Annotated in this window: 18 protein-coding genes; 12 read left to right on the top strand and 6 right to left on the bottom strand. The window is 72.7% G+C overall.

Going from position 1 to position 22,108, the window contains the following annotated elements; all coding sequences use genetic code 11:
• Positions 1-24: 24 nt before the first annotated feature.
• The 4 genes from IE134_RS23170 to IE134_RS23155 all read right to left on the bottom strand — a co-directional run bounded on the left by IE134_RS23170 (position 25) and on the right by IE134_RS23155 (position 4,560).
• Entirely contained in the window at positions 25-1,554 is a 1,530-nt protein-coding gene (locus tag IE134_RS23170; RefSeq protein WP_098020447.1) for a SulP family inorganic anion transporter, read from the bottom strand.
• A gap of 83 nt (positions 1,555-1,637) precedes the next feature.
• Positions 1,638-2,237: a carbonic anhydrase gene (locus tag IE134_RS23165; RefSeq protein WP_030712792.1), complete on the bottom strand. Its 600-nt coding sequence runs from the start codon at positions 2,235-2,237 to the stop codon at positions 1,638-1,640.
• 234 nt (positions 2,238-2,471) lie between these two features.
• Positions 2,472-3,131 (bottom strand): response regulator transcription factor, encoded by a 660-nt coding sequence (locus IE134_RS23160; RefSeq protein ID WP_030712789.1) that lies wholly within the window; start codon positions 3,129-3,131, stop codon positions 2,472-2,474.
• Positions 3,061-4,560 (bottom strand): sensor histidine kinase, encoded by a 1,500-nt coding sequence (locus IE134_RS23155; protein ID WP_030712786.1) that lies wholly within the window; start codon positions 4,558-4,560, stop codon positions 3,061-3,063. The genes IE134_RS23160 and IE134_RS23155 overlap by 71 nt, the downstream gene beginning before the upstream one ends.
• A gap of 827 nt (positions 4,561-5,387) precedes the next feature.
• On the opposite strand from IE134_RS23155, the gene IE134_RS23150 reads away from it, so the two are divergent.
• From IE134_RS23150 to IE134_RS23125, 6 genes are all read left to right on the top strand, one after another.
• Positions 5,388-5,543: a hypothetical protein gene (locus IE134_RS23150; protein ID WP_179888340.1), complete on the top strand. Its 156-nt coding sequence runs from the start codon at positions 5,388-5,390 to the stop codon at positions 5,541-5,543.
• A 129-nt stretch (positions 5,544-5,672) separates the two neighbouring features.
• Positions 5,673-6,914, top strand: a complete 1,242-nt coding sequence (locus IE134_RS23145; protein ID WP_189431572.1) for a phenylacetate--CoA ligase family protein — start codon at positions 5,673-5,675, stop codon at positions 6,912-6,914.
• 29 nt (positions 6,915-6,943) lie between these two features.
• Positions 6,944-7,459, top strand: a complete 516-nt coding sequence (locus IE134_RS23140) for a glycine-rich domain-containing protein (protein ID WP_030712781.1) — start codon at positions 6,944-6,946, stop codon at positions 7,457-7,459.
• Between the two features lie 462 nt (positions 7,460-7,921).
• Positions 7,922-8,401, top strand: a complete 480-nt coding sequence (locus IE134_RS23135) for a DUF6643 family protein (protein ID WP_010061801.1) — start codon at positions 7,922-7,924, stop codon at positions 8,399-8,401.
• A 177-nt stretch (positions 8,402-8,578) separates the two neighbouring features.
• A complete protein-coding gene (locus IE134_RS23130; RefSeq protein ID WP_098020451.1) occupies positions 8,579-9,199 on the top strand; it encodes an Rv1733c family protein in 621 nt (206 codons plus the stop codon).
• 167 nt (positions 9,200-9,366) lie between these two features.
• On the top strand, positions 9,367-11,796 hold the full coding sequence (locus tag IE134_RS23125) for a right-handed parallel beta-helix repeat-containing protein (RefSeq protein ID WP_030712776.1): 2,430 nt from the start codon (positions 9,367-9,369) through the stop codon (positions 11,794-11,796).
• Here the strand turns inward: IE134_RS23125 and IE134_RS23120 are convergent.
• Positions 11,763-14,192 carry a hypothetical protein gene (locus IE134_RS23120; protein ID WP_189431570.1) on the bottom strand — a complete coding sequence of 810 codons (2,430 nt, stop codon included), beginning with the start codon at positions 14,190-14,192 and terminating at the stop codon, positions 11,763-11,765. The two genes, IE134_RS23125 and IE134_RS23120, sit on opposite strands and share 34 nt — an antisense overlap.
• Positions 14,193-14,447: 255 nt before the next feature.
• Here IE134_RS23120 and IE134_RS23115 point away from each other — a divergent pair, with 255 nt between their 5' ends.
• From IE134_RS23115 to IE134_RS23095, 5 genes are all read left to right on the top strand, one after another.
• Positions 14,448-15,308, top strand: a complete 861-nt coding sequence (locus IE134_RS23115; protein WP_030712764.1) for a DeoR/GlpR family DNA-binding transcription regulator — start codon at positions 14,448-14,450, stop codon at positions 15,306-15,308.
• 45 nt (positions 15,309-15,353) lie between these two features.
• Positions 15,354-15,806, top strand: coding sequence for an SRPBCC family protein (locus tag IE134_RS23110; RefSeq protein ID WP_030712761.1), 453 nt, complete (start codon positions 15,354-15,356; stop codon positions 15,804-15,806).
• Between the two features lie 90 nt (positions 15,807-15,896).
• Positions 15,897-17,915 carry a hypothetical protein gene (locus IE134_RS23105; protein ID WP_189431568.1) on the top strand — a complete coding sequence of 673 codons (2,019 nt, stop codon included), beginning with the start codon at positions 15,897-15,899 and terminating at the stop codon, positions 17,913-17,915.
• A 102-nt stretch (positions 17,916-18,017) separates the two neighbouring features.
• Entirely contained in the window at positions 18,018-19,607 is a 1,590-nt protein-coding gene (locus IE134_RS23100) for an SDR family oxidoreductase (RefSeq protein WP_030712756.1), read from the top strand.
• Positions 19,608-19,679: 72 nt separating this feature from the next.
• Complete coding sequence (locus IE134_RS23095) at positions 19,680-20,159, top strand: SRPBCC family protein (protein WP_097886449.1); 480 nt, start codon at positions 19,680-19,682, stop codon at positions 20,157-20,159.
• Positions 20,160-20,178: 19 nt separating this feature from the next.
• Here IE134_RS23095 and cds1 read toward each other — a convergent pair whose 3' ends face one another.
• The gene (gene cds1 / locus IE134_RS23090) at positions 20,179-21,312 is read right to left on the bottom strand and encodes an L-cysteine desulfhydrase Cds1 (protein ID WP_030712748.1); all 1,134 of its coding nucleotides are present in this window, start codon (positions 21,310-21,312) and stop codon (positions 20,179-20,181) included.
• Between the two features lie 235 nt (positions 21,313-21,547).
• Here cds1 and IE134_RS23085 point away from each other — a divergent pair, with 235 nt between their 5' ends.
• Entirely contained in the window at positions 21,548-21,865 is a 318-nt protein-coding gene (locus tag IE134_RS23085; protein WP_006122602.1) for a hypothetical protein, read from the top strand.
• The last annotated feature ends 243 nt before the right edge of the window (positions 21,866-22,108 follow it).

Below are 22,108 nucleotides of genomic sequence, written 5' to 3'. Positions count from 1 at the left end.
GGAAAGCCTCGGGGCGCCGGCACCCTAGCGGGCGCGCGGAGGGCCTTCGCCGTCCCGGGCGAGCCCCGCGAGGGCGGCCTCGCGCGGTGTGCCGTCCCTCGCCGGTCCGTCGAGCCGCACGGCTCCGCTGTGCGTACTCCACGCTTGGAGTGCGGTGCGGCAGGCGTGGTCGAGGTGGCGGAGCTGCGAGAGGTCGAGCTCCACAGGTCGGTCCTTCGGCAGCGCCTCCAGCGTGTCCAGGATCTGCGGCAGCCGGAGGAAGGTGGCGCTTCCGCTGAGGGAGACGGTGGTGCGGTCCTCCCGCTCGTCGATGTCGAGCCGGACCGCGGAGGTCTCCCAGGCGGTCTTGACCACGGCGAGCCCGATGCCGAGCAGGACGCCCATGAACATGTCCGTGAGGACGATGGCCAGCGCGGTCACCATCAGGACCACGGCCTCACCCCGGTGTTCTCGCCAGAGCGGACGGATGGTGGTGACCGGGATGAGCTTGGCGCCGGCGTGGACGAGGATCCCGGCGAGGGCGGCCACCGGTATGAGGCCGAGCATCGCGGGGAACAGGGCCGCGAACACCAGCAGCCACACGCCGTGCAGGATCCGGGACGCCTTGGTGCACGCGCCTGCCTGCACGTTGGCGGCACTGCGCACGATGACGGCGGTCATGGGCAGTGCGCCGACGAGGCCGCAGATGGTGTTGCCCGTCCCCTGGGCCACGAGCTCCTTGTTGAAATGCGTGCGCGGACCGTCGTGCATCCGGTCCACGGCGGCAGCGCTGAAGAGGGATTCGGCCGAGGCGATGAGCGTGAAGGCGAGGATGACGCCCAGAAGACCGACGTCCGCCAGGAGACCGAAGTCCTCCAGGCCCGTCAGCCGCAGTGAGTCGATCAGCCCCTGGACCTCGATCGGGGCGACGGGCAGGTCGAACACGGCCACCGCCGCGGTGGCCAGCCCCACAGCCGCCAAGGGCCCGGGGAGCGTCCGGGGCAGCCGCCCGGGAATCCGCTTCCACAGGACCAGGACCAGGATGGTGCCCACGCCGACAGCGCAGGAGGAGATCGCCGGGGCTCCGTGGATCCGCGTGAACAGGTCCGGCAGTCCGGCCAGGTTGTCGAGACCGCTGCCGGGAGCGCTGAACCCTGCCACGGCGTAGAGCTGGCTGCTGATCAGCACGAGACCGATGCCGGCGAGCATGCCGTGGACGACGGCGGTCGAGATCGCGCGGAACCACCGGCCGAAGCCGATGAGACCCAGCCCGATCTGAAGGATTCCCGTGGCCAGGACGAGGATGCCGAGGGCCGCGACCCCGTGGGTGGTGACGGCCTCGTAGACCAGCACGGTGAGTCCGGCGGCCGGACCGCTGACCTGGAGCGAACTGCCCGGCATCGCGCCGGTGACCAGTCCCCCGACGATGCCTGTGACCAGGCCCAGTTCGGCGGGGACGCCCGAGGCGACCGCGATCCCGACGCAGAGGGGGACGGCGACGAGGAACACCACGATCGAGGCGAGGACGTCACGGGACAGGACGTCGGGGCGTAACCCGCGGTGGGGTGAGGACATGAGATCTCAGCTCCTTGAGGAGTGGTGGGGGGAGACGGCGGGTGGCGGCAGGGGCGGCCGCCGCGCTCACCGCCGGATCGCTGTCACAGGGAGGAGAAGGTTCCGGTGGAGACCTGGTGGGTCAGCACGGAGCCGGTGTGGACCTCGTAGTACCAGGCGTGCAGTCCGAGCCGGCCCTCGCCCACGGCCCGGCTCACACAGGGATAGGCCCGCAGGTTGTCCAGCTGCGCCACCGCATGGCGCTGTACGGGCTGTTCGCAGTCGGGGCCGAAGCCTTCGGGGTCCTGGAAGCCGCCCGCGGGGGCGGCCCGGCCGAGCCAGCCCCCTACCGCCGGCAGGGTCCGCAGGTCCTCGCCCCGGGCCAGGGCGCCGACGGCGCCGCAGTGGGAGTGTCCGCAGAGGATGATGTCGGACACCTGCAGCACGCAGACGGCGTACTCGATGGTCGCCATCTCGCTGGTGGGCGCGTCCGGGTCGTACGGTGGGACGATGTTCCCCGCCGTACGCAACTCGAACAGTTCACCGGGGCCGGAGTCGGTCAGCAGGGCGGGGACCACTCGGGAGTCCGAGCAGGTGATGAACATGGTGGACGGCCGCTGGCCGGCCTCGAACTCCTTGAGGTCGCGGCCTGCCCCGCCGCAGCGGGCGGGGAAGGCGCGGGCATGGTCGATGAGTCGTCGCACGGGGGTCCTCCATACGGGTGTACGGCAGCGGCGTGCGGCTCGTCGCGCGAGAGTGGGGCCGCTGCAACCGCCATCGGGGCCGCTCACGGGCCTCGCGTCACCGGACGACCCGCAAGGAGCAGTCTGTGAGCGGGCGATGAGGTGGCGGTGAGACAGCAGTGAGACTGTTCTCATCGCGTACGACGGCACGCGACCGCCACCCCGGCGCAGTGGTCCGGCCGGGGCGGCGTTGCGTCAGGCCCGCAGCCGGTAGCCGACGCCCCGCACGGTCTGGACCCGTTCGGCACCGATCTTGCGCCGCAGGTAGCGGATGTACACGTCGACGATGTTGGAGCCCGGGTCGTAGTCGAACCCCCACACCTGGCTGAGCAGCTGCTCCCGGGACAGGACCCGGTCGGGATTGCGCATGAGAATCTCGGCGAGGGCGAACTCCCGGGCGGACAGGTCGGCGACGCGCTCGCCGACCTGGGCCCGGCGGGTCCGAAGGTCCAGCAGCAGATCGCCCACCCGCAGCAGGAAGTTCTCCAGCGGCTCCTCGCGGCGCAGACGCAGCCGTACGCGGGCGAGCAGTTCGTCGAAGGCGAACGGTTTGACCATGTAGTCGTCGGCGCCGCTGTCCAGGCCCGCCACGATGTCGCTCACGCTGTCGCGCGCGGTGAGGATGACGACCGGCAGACTGACGCGTGCCTTCCGCAGCTTGCGCAGCACGGTCAGTCCGTCGTCACCGGGCAGGCCGAGGTCGAGGATGAGGAGATCGAAGTCCCGGCCGCGAGCGTGCTCGTAGGCGGCGACGCCGTCGGCGACGACCCGGGTGACGTACCCGCTACGGCGCAGGCCTTTTTCGACAAAGGCGGCGATGCGCGCCTCGTCCTCGGCTATCAGGATCCTGCTCACAGAAGGTTCCTTCGGTTGTGGGGTGCAGTGCGGGCAGGTCGATGACGAATCTCGCGCCGCCTCCGTCGGCCTCCTCGACGCGCGCGACGCCGTCGTGAGCCTGGGCGATCTCGCGGACCAGGGCGAGCCCCAGGCCGATGCCGGTGACGGCCCGGCCGGGGACCGCCGTGCCTCCCTGGTAGAAACACTGGAAGATCTGTTCGCGGTCCTCCGGGGCCACACCGGGCCCGGTGTCCGCCACCCACAGCAGAACCCGGCCGCGCCACAGGCGCGACCCGATCTCGACGGTGTCGCCCGCACCCGTGTGACCGGCCGCGTTGGCCGCGAGCTGCATCAGAGCCTGGGTAACCCGTTGTCCGTCCAGAAGCACGCTGACGTCGGCGACCTCGGCCACCGTCCAGTGCCGGCGCCCCAGTGCCTGGGCCTTGGCCGCCGTGTCGACCACGAGGTCGGTGAGACTGGTCCGGCCGAGTGTGAGGAAGTCGGGTCGCTCGGCTCGCGCCAGGAGCAGCAGGTCGTCCACGATCCGCCGCATCCGGTCCAGTTCGTCGAAGAGCAGGGTCCGGGTCTGCCCGTGCGGGCTACCGGGGTCCTCCTCCATCAGCTCCAGGTGCCCCCTCAATACCGTGATGGGGGTCCGCAGTTCGTGCGCCACCTCGTCCAGGAACCGGCGTTGCGCGGTGAAGGCGCCCGACAGCCGGTCGAGCATGTGGTTGAACGTCTCTGCCAGGGCGGCCACGTCGTCGCTCCCCCGCACCGGCAGCCGCTGGCTGAGGTCCGTCTCACTGATCCGCTCGGCCGTCTGCCGCACCAGCCGGATCGGCGCCAGGACCCGGCCCGCGACCAGCCAGCTCGCCAGCCCGGCGAGCACCAGGGCCAAGCAGCCCGAGAGCAGCAGCAGCCGGGCCATGTGGCGCTCCTGGCGCAGTTCCTGATCCCGGAAGGACAACAGGACGAGCCGGGTGTCGGCGGTGTCTCCCGCCATCTGAACCGGAACGACGCCATAACGGACCTTGCCGGCCGGTGAGTCCAGCCACCGGACGCGGGTGTCGGAGGTGCGCGCCATCAGGGCCACGACCGACGGGTCCCGGTCCAGGCGGGCCGGGGCCGGGCCGGGGCTGCGCCGGTCCGCCCGCCCGTCGACGACGCTGAAGAAGGCGGCGTTGTGCTCGGGGCGGTGGACCGCCATGAACGCGGTCAGCAGCGCGGCCCCGGAGGTGAAGCGCTCACCGGTGTACGGGTCTCGGGAGGTGCGGGCGAACTCTCGCAGCTTGTCGGCCTCGGAAAGAAGCTTCGCGTCGATCTGGCGGTCCAGTTCCGTCTGCCACACGATCGTGATGCCGAAGGTGGGCACAGCCAGGGCCGCGCCGAGCAACAGGAGCATCCAGCCGACGATGCGGGAGCGCGCGCTCAGTGTGCGCCAGATCATCAGTCGTCCCACTCGTCGTCCGCATCCTCCGCAGGGCCGTCCGAAGCTTCCGTCTCTTCGTCGTCGCTCTCGACGCGCCACCCGTCGTCGCCCTCGTCATCCACCTCGCTCCGGGGGGCCCGTGAAACCTTCTCCTCCTCGCCGGCGACGCGTGACGCCCGCTCACCCCCGTCGTCGGCGGCGGGCGGTGGCGACGGGGGCACCGGCCGGCCGCCCGAGCACGTGCGGAGCGGGCCGGGTACGGCGGCCGACGGCGTCACAGCAGGGCGGCCCGGGCCGGACGGAAAGGTGGCCGAGGGAGTCGGGGCGTGCGGAACGGGCACGACCACCACCGGCCCCATCGAGGGCGGCACACTCTGGCCGGGCCATAACCAGACGGCCAGCAGCGCCACAGCACCAGCGCCGCAGCCCGCTAATACCGACCCCACCCCTCGCCAGAACATATGGCCATTCTGCCTTCGCAAGACTCTGTGAACGGACTTGAGGAGAGCATTCTCATCTTCGAGGGCGGCGGCCCCGTCCATCACCCGTGACCGCGCTGCCGGGCGGCCGGCCAGGAAGTCTCCGCGCACCGCTGTCCACCCGTGTCCATCAGGGACTTCGCGGATGGCGCGGCGCTGTGGGCCGGGGCGGCCATGGCCCGTGCGTCATGCTGCGGGATCGCGCCGAATCCAACCCGTTCGGGGCCGATTCCCGTGGTTCGGCATTGCCGTTCGTTGACAGTCGCTCAATCTTCCTTTTACCTTCGGCGAGCGGGTCGAGGGGAAATCCATCGCCCGTCGACCCCATGACCGGAAGCACCTTCCGCACTGTCATCGGAGGACCTCATGGAACAGCTCATCAAGAAGATGGCCGAGGACGGCATCTGGCAGAACTGGATCGCCGTGAACTCGGCACAGGGATCCGCGAAGTACGGTTGTATCAGCGCAACACCCAAGAGCGGCTGCATCAGTGCCGCACCGAAGGCCGGCTGTATTTCCTGACGGATCGCGGGGGCTCCGGGGCCGACTGTGCGAGAGCTCGTTCCCCGACGGTGGCGCATTCCCCGGATCCCCTGCCCCGGCTCTCACCGCCCGCATTTCTTCAGCTGTGCGAAACATGAGAAGGAATTAATGAAGGGCCAGCCGACCGACGCGGTCATCGAGCATATACGCGACATACCGATCTATCAGGAGTCCCTGGCCAAGGGCTACTTCCCGGTACTGGACAAGCCGGAGATCGCCCGCGGGTTCCCCGGCAACTGGATGACGCCCCGCCTGGCAGCGGCGCTGGAGAGCGGTGAGGCGGAGTTCGTCCTGACCACCGGCACCAACCACGCGCGGATGCGGATCATCCGGCCTCCGTACTTCCTGCTCCGCTCCTACTACGAACTGTGGCGTGACCACCCCGACATCGGCGGCACCTGGGAGTCGGGCTGCCCCCGTGTCTCGCTGACCACGGTCCTGGCCACCGAACACGTGGCGCGGGTCAATGCCGCCCGGCGCGGCGTCGAGCCGAAGCGGACTCCGACCCTGGCCGACCGTCGGCTGGATGATCGGACCTGCTACCTCAACCTCCGCCTCGACCCCGCACGTTGGGACCGATCGGAGGTGCTGCGGATGCTCCGGGAGATCGACCAGGCCCGTTCTTCGCATCCGCAGGGCCACTACCATCTCGACTGCTCCGGCTACCACTTGGCGCATCTGGTGCGGAAGGCCGAGGCCTGGGGGCTGGGGGACGCGTTTCCCGAACCGGCCAGCATCATCCACGCCTACGAGTACACGCCGGTGAACGTGCGGCGATTCCTGCACCAGCGCTTCGCCTGCCCGGTCATCGACCTCTTCGGCAGCACGGAGTTGGGCTATCTCTTCTCCAGCGACCGGGAAGGAAGGTACTGGCCGCACTTGGACGGGATGAGCGTCGAACTCCTCCCGGTGGCCCCCGGAAGCACGATGCAACAACTTGTCGTCACCAGCGTGCGCAATCCCTACATGCCGCTCGTCCGCTACCGGTCGGGCGATTGTGTGCGCACTCTGGACGGCGCGCCCGATCCCGCCGGGATCGTCCAATTCTGCGGTCGGCTCGCGGAATTGCTCCCGACACCGAAGGGACCGGTCGCCCAGGGCGACCTCGACCGGCTTATCGCGGCCGCATCCCCCCGGATCTTCCTGCACCAACTCCGGCTCCACGGAGACACGGAGGCCACTCTGCTGTACACGACGTTCACCGGCGAGCCACTCGGGGAGTCCGAGACGGAGTCGCTGCGGCGCAGCACCGGCGAACTGACCGGACGGAACTGCCGGGTCGAGCACCGCACCCGCATCCCGATAGGACCATCCGGCAAGTACGCCTGGCTCACCGGCCGACGCACCTGACGCACCGCCCTCCACGGAATAGGAACGCCATGACCAGCGGACAGAAAGTCTCCGCCGACGACCTCAAGCACCTGCTCGGCGAGAACCTCCACACCGAAACGGTGCGGCACTTCCGGGAGAAGGCACCGGAGGCACCGCCCGGCTTCGTGGAACGGCAGGTCACCGAATGCCTGCGCTACCTCTACCTCGTCTCCCTCCACCGGGATCGGCTCAGCGGCCTTTTCCTGCCGGTCGAACAGGACATCGACGAGATCTGGCACTATCTCATCCTGCAGACCCGTGAATACCGCGCACTGTGCGAGGAACAGCTCCCCGGGCGGTTCTTCATCAATCACCGCAGCATCGCCTACGAGAACTATCAGGAAGGTCCGGGGCGCGAACAGGCACTGGAGGAGGCATTGCGCTGGATTCCCTTGTACTGCCAGGAATTCGGACCCTTCGACGAGGGCGCGTTGCCGCACTGGACCATGGTGAGATTCCTCCACGAGCAGATGCTCTTCTCACTCGCGGACATCGCGGCCCTGGAACCCGTTGCCGTGGCCTGAACGGAGCGCCCCACCCTTACGGCGGCAGGAAGCACCCGCGCTCTCCGTGACGTCGGCCGGGCCCTCCCCCGGCCGACGGCACGGGACGCGTGGCGACGGGTGGTCTCCGCACCGGGACGTCCACGCCCCGGTGGGCGGGCGCAATACCGCCGTCGACGCTGACGTGACGAGCCGTACCCGGACCGTCATGATCGCGACCGCGACCGGTGCCCCGTCCCCGGACCGGCGAGGCATCGTCCTTTGCCCTCTGCTATTCGCTTCCCGTCCGAGTGCGTCCGGCACCGTTCCCGATCAAGGCCGGGAGCTCCCACCGAAGCCACTGGCCACCAGCGGAAAGACTCTTGCCGTTAACGAAGTCTTTAACGCCGTTTCGGCGGGCCAGGCGCACAGAACCCGCGTAAAACGGATAACCCGAAGATTGGGGCTCCCCATCCGGCACATCGTGGGCTTAACTTAGGTGGCATGACGTCCCCCCGCTCCACCTTCGGCGGCGGCTACTACGCCGCGTCGTTCCCCGACACTCCGATCTACGACTCCTTGGTCGCGGAGCGGGGAACCCCTCAGATCGCCCCCATCCGTGTGCCGGCCGCGTACGACACCGGCAACAGCTACCTGCCGGCCCTGCCGTCGGCGCTGCCTGCCCTGCCCGCGGCCCCGTCGCAGCAGACCGGCTCCTACGGCTACCCGCAGCAGCAGCCGATGCCGCAGTACCAGCAGGCCCCGGCGCAGCCGATGCAGCACGCCCAGCTGCAGCACGCGCCCGCGCCGTACATCCCGCAGCAGCCCTCGGCGGTCCGCGGCTATCCGCAGCAGCCCCAGCCGCAGCGCCCCGCGCCCGCCACCGGGTACGAGTCGATGCGCCCGGCCTCGCCGCGCCCCGTACCGGCCCAGTCGCCGTACGAGGACCCGTACAACCGGCCGTACCAGAGCCGGGGGTACTGAACCGCCAACCCTCTCCGTACGGCACGGCGCGCCGGGGGACGCACCAGGCAACCTCGGACGGCTGAAAGCGGTCTAGGGGTACGGAGGCCGGGCTCGGCATCTCGACGATCCACCGCACCACGGGCCCGCAGTAGCAGGCCGCGGGGACATCGATCGACGGGGAGACGGGGGCACGGCGTGAGGGGGCAGTGGGCACTGCTGCGGGGGCTGTCGAGCGGGCGGGACAATCCGCTGCGCCGCGCCACCGACCGCCGCGAGGCCTGGGTGGCACTCGGAGCGCTGCTGCTCCTCGTGATCGGCGCCCCGGCCGCGGGCTGGGCCGGCGGTTCCCTCGCCGATGACGCCCTCCAGCGGTCGGTACGCGCCCAGCACCAGGAGCGCCATCCCGTCGACGCGGTCGTGGTGGGCCGGGCGCCGGGAAGGGAGCGGTACGTGGGAGATCCCGAGGGCGGCTCCGAACGGGCCGCGCGCATCTGGGTGGTGGCGTCCTGGCAGGCCCCGGACGGCAGCCGGCGCACCGGAGAGGTGGCCACCGCGTCGAGGTCCGGCGCATCGGGGTCCCCGCTGCGGATCTGGACGGACGCGGCGGGCCTTCCGGTCGCCCCGCCGATGGACGGGCGCGCCGCCCGGTCCCACGCGGTGCTGGCCGGTATCGGTACGTTCCTGCTCGCCGCCGGATGTGTCGAGGCGGGCCGCAGGGTGGTCGTAGGGCGCATGGTGCGGCAGCGGTACGCGCGTCTGGACCGGGAGTGGGCCGCGGCGGGCACGGACTGGGGCCGGGCCGGAACGGGCGGCTGACCACGGTCCCCGTCGGCCGGACGCGGCCGCCGGCGACATCACCCCGCGGGGCCGACTCGTCAACTCCCGGCCCTCACGCGCGCTACGGTGGTCCGACCCCGTCCGCCTCCCCGGCGACGGACGGGCCCGAGGCAGCGCACAGCACGAGGTGGGGGCACAGCAACGCCATGGCACAGGGCACGGTCCAGGTGACGCACACCGGCACATCGCGATGGCGCCGCCGCACCGGCGAGTACGCCTCCCTCTCCGCGGCCCTGGAGGCGGCGGCCGAGGGCGACGTCCTCACCGTCGCGCCCGGGACCTACCGGGAGAACCTCGTCGTCCCGCGCGCGGTGACGCTGCGCGGCCCCGAGGGCTCGGCCGGCTCCGTACGGATCGCGCCGCTCGACGGCGTACCGCTGACCGTGCGCGCCTCCGCGGTCGTCCAGGGCCTCCACATCGAGGGCCAGGACTCGGCGGCCCCGGCGCTGCTGGTCGAGGACGGCACGGCAGAGCTGACGGACCTGCGGATCGTGACCCGGTCCGCCGCGGGCATCGAGGTGCGCGGCGCGGCGCGGCCCACCGTGCGGCGCTGCACGGTCGACAATCCGGCCGGGGTCGGGATCGCCGTACTGGACGGCGCGGGCGGAGTGTTCGAGGAGTGCGAGATCGTCTCGGCGGGCCAGTCAGGGGTGTCGGTCCGCGACGGCGGGCACCCGCGTCTGGACCGCTGCCGGATCCACCACGCGTCCGGGGCGGGCATCGGCGTCACCGGCGACGGCAGCGGTCTGGAGGCGTTCGGCTGCGAGGTGTACGAGATCAAGGGCAGCGGCATCCAGGTCACGGCCCGCGCCTCGGCCCACCTCACCGACTGCACCGTGCACCGCACGTCGGCGGACGGCGTCACGCTGGACACGGACGCGGTGCTGACGCTCGCCGACTGCGACATCCACGACATCCCGGAGAACGCCGTCGACCTGCGGTCGCGTTCGGTGCTCACGCTGACCCGTTCCACGGTCCGCCGGTTCGGCCGCAACGGACTCTCGGTCTGGGACCCGGGGACCCGGGTCGACGCCAACCAGTGCGAGATCCACGACAGTACGGGCGACTATCCGGCGGTCTGGGTCAGTGACGGCGCGACGGTGATACTGGACGCCTGCCGGGTGCACGACGTGCCCGACGCGCTGTTCGTCCTCGACCGGGGTTCGCGGGCCGATGTGGTGGACAGCGACCTCTCCCAGATCCGTAACACCGCCGTGTCGGTGAGCGACGGGGCGACCGCGCAGCTCGACGACTGCCGGATCCGGGAGGCGTCCACGGGCGCCTGGTTCCGTGACCACGGCAGCGGCGGCACGCTGAACAACTGCACCATCGACGCGGCGCAGACCGGGGTCATCGTCACCAAGGGCGCGGACCCCACCATCGAGCGCTGCACGGTCACCTCGCCCGCCGAGGCGGGGTTCTACGTCTCGGCCGAGGGCCGGGGCACCTTCGACGGCTGCCGGGTGACGGGCAGTGAGGGGTACGGCTTCCATGTCATGGAGGGCTGCCGTACGACCCTGACCCGGTGCCGTACCGAGCGGTGCGCGCGGGGCGGTTACGAGTTCCCCGAGGGGGACGGCGGTTCCGCGGCCGGGCCGGTGGCCCGGGACTGCACGAGCGACGAGAGCGGTCTGCGGACGGCTCCGGCGCCGCCTCCCCCGGTGCTGACGGCCACACAGTCGACGCCGGGTCTGCTGGGCGCGCTGCCCGGGCAGCGCGCGGTCGAGCCCGCCCCCGAGCCCCTCGCCCCGGCGGAGCCGGCCCGGGACTCCTCGGCGGTCCTCGGTGAACTGGACGCGCTGGTGGGCCTGGAGAGCGTCAAGCGGGAGGTGCGGGCGCTCACGGACATGATCGAGGTGGGCCGACGCCGCGCGGAGGCCGGTCTGAAGGCCGCGTCCGTCCGCCGCCACCTCGTCTTCACCGGCTCCCCCGGTACGGGCAAGACCACGGTCGCCCGGCTGTACGGGGAGATCCTGGCCTCGCTCGGTGTGCTGGAGCGCGGCCATCTGGTCGAGGTGTCCCGGGTCGACCTGGTCGGCGAGCACATCGGCTCGACGGCGATCCGGACCCAGGAGGCGTTCGACCGGGCGCGCGGCGGGGTGCTGTTCGTCGACGAGGCGTACGCCCTCTCCCCCGAGGACTCCGGCCGCGACTTCGGCCGGGAGGCCATCGACACGCTGGTGAAGCTGATGGAGGACCACCGGGACGCGGTGGTCGTGATCGTCGCGGGCTACACCGTGGAGATGGAGCGGTTCCTCACCGTCAACCCCGGTGTGGCCTCACGGTTCTCCCGGACCATCACCTTCCAGGACTACCTCCCCGAGGAGCTGCTGCGGATCGTCGAGCAGCAGGCCGAGGAGCATGAGTACAGCCTGGCGGCGGGGACCGGGGAGGCGCTCCTGAAGCACTTCACGGCGCTCCCCAAGGGCCCCGCCTTCGGCAACGGCCGCACCGCCCGCCAGACCTTCGAGTCGATGGTGGAGCGGCACGCGGGCCGGGTCGCCCAGCTCGCCGAGCCGAGCACGGACGACCTGACCCTGCTCTACCCGGAGGACCTCCCCGACGTGCCCTTCTGAGTCCGCGCCTCCGCCTGCCGAGGGACGTGCGGGCCCAGCTCCGCCAGGAGGTCGGCGCGCGCGTCGGCGAAGGCCGGGTCGGCCTGGTAGTCGGAGTGCCCGAGGATCGGTTCGGGCAGCGGGAGCTCCGTGGTCCGCCCGTAGGCCAGCGGGTCCCTCAGCGGGCCCCGGTCGACGCCCGGGTCGGGGTCGGCGCCGATGCGGACGGGGCCGCCGATCGGGTCGGTGGCCCGCCACAGATTGCGCCAGCAGTGCACCGAGCGGTGCAGCCCGAGCAGCGGCCCCGGGCCGAAGTAGGCCGGGAACCACCGTCCGTACAGCCGCTCCAGGGGCGAGCCGTAGGTGAGCAGCGCGACCCGCGGGCGGGTGGCGTCGGGCAGTTGCCAGACGGCGGAGGCGGCGAGCACGCTGCCCTGGGAGTGGCCCGAGATGACGAGCCGGCCCCGGGGTGTGGTCGACGTCCACGCGGACATCCGCGAGGCGAGGTCGGGGACGGCGCGCTCGGCGTAGCAGGGGGGCGCGAAGGGGTGGGCGGCGCGGGGCCAGAAGGTGCCCACGTCCCAGAGGATGCCGATGGTCCGGCGGGCCGAGGCGTCCTTGTAGGCGCGGCGGCCGCCGGCGACGAAGAGGAGGAAGCCGAAGCCGATCAGCCAGGAGCCGGTGGCCTGGGCGGCCTCGGCGAACGATTCGAGGAGCGGACCGCTGCCGTCGGCGGCCCGGCCCGGCACCTGCTCGCTGTACCAGGAGCCGGCGATCGCGACCGCCCCGAGCAGCAGGGAGGCGGTGGAGACCACGCCGACGATCCAGGGCGCGGAGTCGGTGAGGGCGGCTGCGGCGCGGATCCGGGCGATCCGGCGGGTGCGGCCCTCGTCGGACGGTTCGGGGGCGTACTCGGCCTCGATGACCGGGCCCAGCCGGCGGGCGGTGCGCGCGGTGCGGACGACCAGCACCAGGACGGGGACGAGCAGGAGCAGCAGGAGCACCGGGATGACGGAGGCCTGCCAGCTCAGCAGAACCGGCGGCCCGGCGATGTCGGAGCTGCGGCCCATGCCCGGGGTGCCCGGACCGTCCAGCCAGTCGGCGACGCGCTGGGCCACCCCGCCCGTCATCACACCGCCGAGGGCACAGGCGAGCATCGCGACCGCGGGGCCGCCGAGGCCGTACAGGACGGTGCGGGGTTCGGGGATGCGCCGGTAGAGGCCCAGGGCGACCACGGCGAGGGCGATGACGAGGATGCCCTGGCCGAGGGCGAGGAACCGGAAGGCGGCCTCGCCGGGCAGGGTGCCCGAGGACTGCCAGCCGGGGCGCGACCAGGACGCGTACAGCACGGCGAGACCGAGCAGGGCCAGCGCGGAGCCGGGCAGACAGCTGATCAGGGCGCCGTCCAGGCGGGTGTCGCGGGTCCGTTCGCTGCGGCCCCGGCGGCAGACGACCCAGACGACGACGAGCGCGCACAGCACGATGCCGCCCTCGACGGCCGCGCCGATGAACCGGGGCACCGGTCCTTCCGTGCCCCGGTCGTAGCGTGCGGCGGCGCCGGCGACGGCCGCGGCGACGGTCAGGAACCCGGCCGCCGTGTGGGCGGCGCGGAGCCGGGCGACGAGCCGCCTGCCGTACCAGAAGCCGGGCCTGCCGAGCGCGGGGCGGACCGGAAGGGGCGGGCGCGGGTGGTCGTCGGCGTCCGGGCCGTGGTCCGCCGCCGCCCCGAAGGACTCGTCCTCTGCGAAGTCCTCTCCGTCCAGGGGGCGTTGGGACTCGTACGCGCTCCAGGTCCGGTTGGACAGGTACCACAGGAGTCCCACCAGGGCCGCGGGCACGACGGCGGCCAGGGCGAGGCGGCGGCCGGGCTGGGACCACCAGCCGCCCTGACGCTCCGACAGGAAGCCGAGCCAGGAACGGCGTTCGGCACAGGCGTCGGCGCCGGCGCACTGCCAGGCCAGCAGGTCGAGGGCGACTTCGCAGGCGGCCGCCGTGAGCAGCACGGTGAGGCTGAGGGCCACGAGCCGCACCAGGACGCCGTACAGCCGAACCGCGCGGGTGCGGCCGGTGGCGGTGGGGCGCATCCAGTGGGCGAGGTTGACCACCATGAACGGCAGGAGCAGCAGCCACAGCGCGCGGGAGCCGTTGCCGGAGGTAAGGCCGGACCAGCAGTACGCCTCGGCGACGGGCTCGTCCCGGTAGCGCTCGGGGTGCTTCTCGCCATGGGCGTCCTCGGTGCGCCGGTACACGGCGGCGGTCGCGTCCCCGGTGACCCGGACGGTACGCGGGTCGTCCAGCATCTCCTGCGGGGTGGCGCCGCCGACGCCGTGGACGAGCAGTTCCAGGGCTGTCCCGGAGTGCTGGGAGGGCTCGGTGGCGGGCTGAGAGGCGGACGGGGGCGGGGTGGCAGGAGCCAAGGGGGAACTCTTTCTCGGGCGAGCGGCACAGCGGGAAGCGGCACAGCGGTCACGGATGCGGGCAGAGCGGCGGGCGGGCCGGGAGGCGGGGATGCGGCGGGTCGCCCGGAGCCACGATCCCCGGCCCGGGGCGGCCGCGTGAGCGGTCTCACGGAATCTCCCCAGGTGATACGCCGGACATGCCTGCGTGGCAGGATGAGCGTGGCCCGCAGACCGCTGCGGACGGTACGGCAGAGGGAAGGACCGGACCCGGCGTTGAGCGAGAATCAGAACCTGCTCGCGGAGCAGCGCCGTGCGCTGATCCTCGACGAGGTGCGCAGGCGTGGTGGGGTCCGGGTCAACGAGCTGACCCGCAAGCTGAACGTCTCCGACATGACGATCCGCCGGGACCTGGACGCGCTGGCCCGCCAGGGTGTCATCGAGAAGGTCCACGGCGGTGCGGTCCCGGTCGTCGAGGCGAGCACGCACGAGCCCGGGTTCGAGGCGAAGTCGGCGCTGGAGCTGAGCGCCAAGGAGGACATCGCCCGGGCGGCGGCGGCGCTGGCGGTGCCCGGCAGCGCCATCGCGCTCTCGGGCGGGACGACGACTTTCGCGCTGGCCCGGCATCTGCTGGACGTGCCGGACCTGACGGTGGTGACCAACTCGGTGCGGGTGGCCGACGTGTTCCACGACGCGCAGCGTCCGGCCGGGGGGCGCGGCGCGCGGCCCGGGGCGGCGACGGTGGTGCTGACGGGCGGGGTGCGCACCCCCTCGGACTCCCTGGTCGGCCCGGTCGCGGACCGGGCCATCGACTCCCTCCACTTCGATGTGCTGTTCCTCGGTGTGCACGGGATCTCGGCCGAGGCGGGGCTCTCGACGCCCAATCTGGCGGAGGCGGAGACCAACCGCCGTTTCGTGCGGGCGGCGCGCCGGATCGTGGTGGTGGCCGACCACACCAAGTGGGGCACGGTGGGCCTGAGTTCGTTCGCCGCGCTGGAGGAGGTCGACACGCTGGTCACGGACGCGGGCCTGGCTCCGGAGCTGCGCGCGGAGATCGAGGAGCATCTGCCGGGTCTGCTGGTGGCGGGCGACGCTCCCGCCGGGACCGCCGAGGCCCCGCCCGCCACCGAGGGCTGACGCGGGTTCCGCTCGGCTCCCGGTGTGCGGGACTAGGATCGGGCTGTGGCCGTCTTTCGGATCGAGCGTTTCTCCCCTCTCCCCGCAGCCGAGGCCTGGCGTCGGGTGACCGACTGGGAACGGCACGCCGCGCAGGTGCCGTTGACCGCGATCTCGGTTCCGACCGGGCTTCCCTCGCAGCTCGGCACGGTCTTCGTGGCGCGTACGGGGCTGGGCCCGCTGGCGTTCGACGATCCGATGGAAGTGGTGCGGTGGACGCCGCCCGCCGGGGGCCGGGCCGGGGTGTGCCAACTGGAGAAGCGGGGCGCCGTGGTGTTGGGCCGGGCCTCGATCGACGTGCTGCCCACGGATTCCGGTTCCCATGTGGTGTGGGTCGAGGAGCTGCGGGTGCGGCTGGTGCCCCGGTGGGGTGACCCGCTGCTCGCCTCCGCAGGACGACGGATGTTCGGCAGGGTCCTGGACGCCCTGCTCGCCTCCCCCGGCGGCGCGCACGGCTGAGGCGCCGCGTACGGGTGATGTGACCGTCACACGATTGACTCGTTTGTCGGTATGACACCCCCCGCCACGGCCCCGGAAGGCACCGATTCCATGCCGATCCATCAACCGCAGCAGCGGACCGACGTACAGAGCGACCGCACGGGCGTGCAGCAGGCCGAGGCCGCCCTCGTGGAGCACTACCCGCGCCTGGTTCGGCTCGCCTATGTCGTCCTGCCGCCGGCGCTCGGCCGGCACCGCCGGGTCCTGACCGCCCACGCCGTCGTCCAGCGGGCCCTGCCCGCGGCCGGGAGCAAGGCGTCGGGCCCGCGCGTTCCGGCCCAGTCCCGCCGGACCGGCCCTCCGGCGGGCGCGGAGGGCGCCGCGGCGGACCGGGTCCCCGCGCATCCGGCGTACGGGTGGGTGCGGCTGCGGGTGCTGCGGGCGGCGCTGGCCCACGAGCGGCGGCCCCGCTGGTGGCCCGGGCGGCTCCCGGCCCCGGCCGCGCTGCGTCCGGCCCTGCCGGTGGTGTGGGGGCTGCGGCTCTTCCCCCGGGCGGGCGGCGTCGACGAACTGGCTCTGGACCGGGCGCTGTCGGCGGTGGACGGGCCCGTCCGGGCGGCGTTCGCGCTGCAGCTGCTGGAAGGGCTCGACGAGTCCGGGGTCCGGGAGCTGCTGGCCGGCGCCGCGGTGGCGGATCCGGCGGGCGCGGTGCGCCGGGCGGCCCGGCTGGGGCGGCCGGACCGGGCCGGGGCGCAGGCGATGCTCAGGTCCGGCGAGTTCGACCCGTGCACGGTCCAGACCCGCCCGAGCGACCTGCTGCGGCGCAGGCACCGGGTGCGGGCGGCGGCGGTGGCCGCGGCGCTGTGCGTGGTGGCGGGGGGCCTGGCGGTCGCCGTCGAGCAGGGGGCGCGGGACGGGGGCGAAGAGCGGTCCCCGGCGGGTGTGTTCGCGCCGGTGCTCGATCCGGCGGAGCTGATGCGGACGGCGGCGGAGCGGTGGGCGGACACCTCGCGCGTCGACTTCACCGCCTGGCCGGCCAGGGGCGGGCGTACGGACGACGACGGACTGCTGGGCCGGGCGCTGCGGGCCTGGGCGGGGCCGCCCGAGTCGGTCCGGGTGTCCACGACGCCGGGCACGGTCACGGTGCCGCCCGCGCAGCCGCCCCGGCTGCTGTTCGCGGGTGAGGTGGACGGAGCGGCGGTGGTGCTGTTCCACGACGGCGGGGTCCGGGTGGTGCGGTACGCGGAGCCGCTGTCCGGGTCCGGCGGGGCGGCGATCGACTTCGCCCGGACCGACGACGCGGACGTGACGACGGGTGCGGCGGTCGTCGTCAGCCGTACGGGCGACGGCGCGCGGTTCCTGCTCGCCCCCTGGATCGCGGAGTCCACCACTCGGGACCTGCTCGCTCCCGACACGCCCGGACGGCCGCTGGAGGTGGACCCGGACGGCGTCACCGCCGAGGTGCCCCGGCCCGCCGCGGGCGGCGCGTGCGAGACGTGGCCGGTGCTCCAGTTGCGGTCCTCGGAGCGGATCGTGGAGAAGCACGCGTTCCTGGTGACGGATCTGGGCGATCTGGCTCCCGCGCATCTGACATACACGCCGAAGCCCGGGCGCGGCGCGCCGGCCCGGCAGCCGCGTGAGGCGACGAGCACCGACGCGCTGCTCGCCTGGGCGCGTACGGCGTGTTCCCTGCGGACCCTGGCGGGCTCCGGCGTGCGGTCGGTCAACAACTGGGCCTTCGCCGAGCAGAAGCTGCCCGAGGGCGGCGCTTCGGCCGGCTGGCTGTGCACCCGGGCCGACACCTGGCGGGGTCCCGGCCGCGTCCTGGTGCAGTTCCTCGCGCCCGCCCCCTCGCCCACGGACCCGGCCGTGGTGGTCGCCGACCGCGACGACACGGCGCTGTGCAGCAGGTTCGGGCAGCACGTGCTGGCGGGCACGCACTGGAAGGCGTCCTCCGGCCGGTGGTACGTCCTGGCCGCGGGGAGCCGGGCGGTGACCCGTATCGAGGCGAGCGGGGCAGTGCGGGGCGCGGCGGGCGGGCCGACGCTCGCGGTGCGGGCGCCCCGTGACGCCGATGTGGAGCTGACGGCGTCGCTGCGCGAGGGCGGGACGCTCACGGCGGTGCACTGAGCCGGCGCGAGGGCCGGGGCCGTCACCGTACCGATGGCCTCGATGCCGCCGTACGGAGTCCTCGGCCGGTCCCGGGAGCCGTCCGGTGTCACACTCGGACAGGTGACGGATCTTGAGAACGGCCACGGCGACAGCACAGAACAACCCGACGACTCCGCTCCGCGCTGCCTGGTGACCGGGGCCACCGGTTACATCGGCGGCCGGCTGGTGCCCGCACTGCTCGATGCCGGGTACCGGGTGCGCGCGCTGGCGAGAACGCCGCAGAAACTGCGCGACTACCCGTGGGCGGACCGGGTCGAGGTGGTGCGCGGCGATGTCACGGACGCCGACTCCCTGGCGGAGGCGATGCGGGGCGTCGACGTGGCGTACTACCTGGTGCACGCGCTCGGCACCGGCTCGACCTTCGAGGAGACCGACCGCGAGGCGGCCCGGACCTTCGGCGAGCAGGCGCGGGCGGCGGGGGTGCGCCGGATCGTGTATCTGGGCGGGCTGACTCCGGCGGGGGTGCCGGAGAAGGACCTGTCGCCGCACCTGCGTTCACGGGCCGAGGTGGGTCACATCCTGCTGTCCTCCAAGGTGCCGACGGCGGTGCTGCGCGCGGCGATCGTCATCGGCTCGGGGTCCGCCTCGTTCGAGATGCTGCGGTATCTCACGGAGCGGCTGCCGGTGATGGTCACCCCGCGCTGGGTACGGACCCGGATCCAGCCGGTGGCCGTACGGGACGTGGTCCGCTACCTGGTGGGGTGCGCGGCGCTGCCGGCCGGGGTGAACCGGGCCTTCGACATCGGCGGCCCGGACGTCATGACGTACCGGGACATGATGCAGCGCTACGCGGCGGTGGCGGGGCTGCGGCCGCGCGTGATCCTGCCGGTGCCGGTGCTGACCCCGACGCTCTCCAGCCGCTGGGTCGGGCTGGTCACTCCGGTGCCCAGCTCCATCGCCCGGCCGCTCACGGAGTCGCTGCGCCACGAGGTGGTCTGCCGGGAGCACGACATCAAGGAGTACGTCCCCGATCCGCCGGACGGGACCATCGGCTTCGACCGGGCGCTGCGGCTGGCGCTGAAGCGGATCCAGGAGGCGCGGGTCGACACCCGCTGGTCCAACGCCGCGGTGCCGGGCGCGCCGAGCGACCCGTTGCCCACCGACCCGGACTGGGCGGGCGGCAGCCTCTACCGCGACGAGCGGGAGATGGCCGTTCCGGTCGGGCCCGAGGCGCTGTGGCGGGTGATCGAGGGCATCGGCGGCGAGAACGGCTGGTACTCCTTCCCGCTGGCCTGGGCGGTACGGGGCTGGCTCGACCGGCTCGTCGGCGGGGTGGGGCTGCGGCGCGGCCGGCGGGACGCCCAGCATCTGCGGGTGGGCGACTCGCTGGATTTCTGGCGGGTGGAGGAGATCGTGCAGGGCGAACTGCTGCGGCTGCGGGCCGAGATGCGGGTGCCGGGTCTGGCCTGGCTGGAGCTGTCGGTGCGGCGCGACGGGCGGGGCCGCACGGTGTACGGGCAGCGCGCGCTGTTCCATCCGCGCGGGCTGTTCGGCCACGCCTACTGGTGGAGCGTGTGGCCCTTCCACTCGGTGGTGTTCGGCGGCATGGCGCGCAATATCGCCAAGGCGGCGGCCACGGAGGAGAAGCGGCGCGAACCGGTGACCGGCAGCGGTCGCGAACCGGTGACCGACAGTGGTACAGACAACTGACGGTCCTGCCGCTAGGGTGTGCGCTCCACAGACCACACACCGCACACCGCGGACCGCCGGGAGGTGCACGGGATGGCACGCCGACTCCGTACCGTGGGAAGGGACTTCACCGACTCGGCGCCGATGCGGCTGGTGTTCGCCGCCGAGGTGTCCGCCCCGCCGGACGTGGTGTACCGCGCGCTCGCCGATGACGTCGCGTCCTGGCCGTCCTGGTTCACGGCCGTCACCCGGGCCACGCCCACCGACGGGGGCGCGGGCCGGGAGGTGCGGCTGCGGGGCGGGGTCCGTTTCCGCGAGACGATCGTCGCCACCGAGCCGGGCAGCTGTTACGCCTACCGGGTCGACGAGACCAACGCACCCGGTCTGCGGGCCCTGCTGGAGGAGTGGCGGCTCACTCCGGAGGGGGCGGGGACCCGGGTGCAGTGGACCTTCGCGGCCGACGGGACGGGGCTGTTCCGCCTGGTGCTGAGCCTGGGCCGGGCCGGGGTGGGCCGGTCCTTCCGGCACGCCGTACGCCGCCTGGACACACGGCTGGCGGCGACGACGCCCTGAGCGGACCGGGTGCGGGCCCTCAGCAGGGCCAGGTGCCGGTGGCCAGGAAGTCGTCGATGGCGGCGGCGTACGGAGAGATGTCCAGGCCCTGTTCCTCCAGCCAGGAGTCGGAGTAGTACTTGTCCAGGTAGCGGTCGCCCGGGTCGCACAGCAGCGTGACGACGCTGCCCTGCTCGCCGCGCGCCACCATCTCGGCGATCAGCTTGAACGCGCTCCACAGGCCGGTGCCCGTGGAGCCGCCCGCCTTGCGGCCGATGGCGCGCTCCAGGGCGCGGACGGCGGCGACGCTGGCCGCGTCGGGCACCTTCATCATCCGGTCGATGGCGCCCGGCACGAAACTGGGTTCCATGCGCGGGCGGCCGATGCCCTCGATGCGCGAGCCGCGGTCGCTGGTGGCGTGCGGGTCGTGGCGGGTCCAGCCGTCGAAGAAGCAGGAGTTCTCCGGGTCGGGCACGCAGATGCGGGTGTCGTGCTGGAGGTAGTGGACGTAGCGGGCGATGGTCGCCGAGGTTCCGCCGGTCCCGGCGGTGGCGACGATCCAGGCGGGTTCCGGGTAGCGCTCCAGGCGCAGCTGCTGGTAGATCGACTCCGCGATGTTGTTGTTGCCGCGCCAGTCGGTGGCGCGCTCCGCGTAGGTGAACTGGTCCATGTAGTGCCCGCCGGTCTCGGCGGCGAGCGCCGCGGACTGTTCGTACATGGTGCGCGAGTCGTCCACGAAGTGGCACTGCCCGCCGTGGAATTCGATGAGGCGGCACTTCTCGGGGCTGGTGGTGCGCGGCATGACGGCGATGAACGGGACGCCGATCAGCTTGGCGAAGTACGCCTCCGACACCGCGGTCGAACCGCTGGACGCCTCGATGACCGGCTTGCCCGGCCGGATCCAGCCGTTGCAGAGCCCGTACAGGAAGAGCGAACGGGCCAGGCGGTGCTTGAGGCTGCCGGTGGGGTGCGTGGACTCGTCCTTGAGGTACAGGTCGATGCCCCACGCCTCGGGCAGCGGGAAGCGCAGCAGGTGGGTGTCGGCGGAGCGGTTCGCGTCGGCCTGGACCTTGCGGACGGCCTCCTTCAGCCAGGACCGGTACTCCGGGTCGCTGCGGTCGACGTCCACGGTCGCCCTGGCCCCGCCCCCGGCCGTGTGTTCACTGGTCTCCATGGGCCTGCTCCTGTTGGTCGTCGATCCGGTGCTCGCACCTCCCACGATAGGCACCCCACCTGCACAAACGGTCACTTTGATGGCCCATAGCCCTGCCTTTGAGCGCCGCCTGCGGGGCGGCTGTGACGGGCGGTGCGGGCGGCCGGGCGGCGGGCTTCCGGGCCCTCTGGCGGTCCGGCCCGCGTCCGGGCACACTGCAACAGCAGGAGTAGTGACGAAGGGGGGCGAATCCGCGATGGCGGACGTCGAGTTCAGTGCGTCGGGGGTCAGGATCGAACGGTTCACCAGGTCCCTGACCAGGGCCGGTCAGGTGGTGGTGAAGGACGGCCGGCTGTCGCTCCTCACGAGCAACGGGCGGGAGATCGACAGCGCCCCGGTGGGCACGGTCAGCGCCCGTAAGTGGTGGTTCATCGCGGCGGATTCCGTCATCGCACGGGTGAACGGGGTGCGCTACCGGTTGACGATGGGGCAGCGCAATCGCAGACGCGACGGGGCGGCGCCGCTGCGGCGCTTCCTGGAGACGCTGCGCAGCGCGCGCGGCCGCCGGGACTGAGGCGGCCGTACGTTCACGGCGACCGGGGTCCGGGGCCGTCGGGCTCCGCCGCGAGTTGCGGAGCCACAGCCCCTGGGCCACGCTGGATCCACGTCACTGAAGGTGCAGCCTCGGTGACAGAGCGATCCGCTCCACGGACCGGGTCGCGCGACACGAGCAGACACGACAAGAGCAGAGCGGATTCGGCAGTCAGTCGTCCGCCGGGCCCGTTCGTGTCTCTTCTCTTCTTCCGGACCTATTTCG

Source organism: Streptomyces rubiginosohelvolus (genome assembly GCF_014649875.1).
Taxonomy (GTDB): domain Bacteria; phylum Actinomycetota; class Actinomycetes; order Streptomycetales; family Streptomycetaceae; genus Streptomyces; species Streptomyces rubiginosohelvolus.
This window is presented reverse-complemented; position numbering and strand designations above follow the sequence as displayed.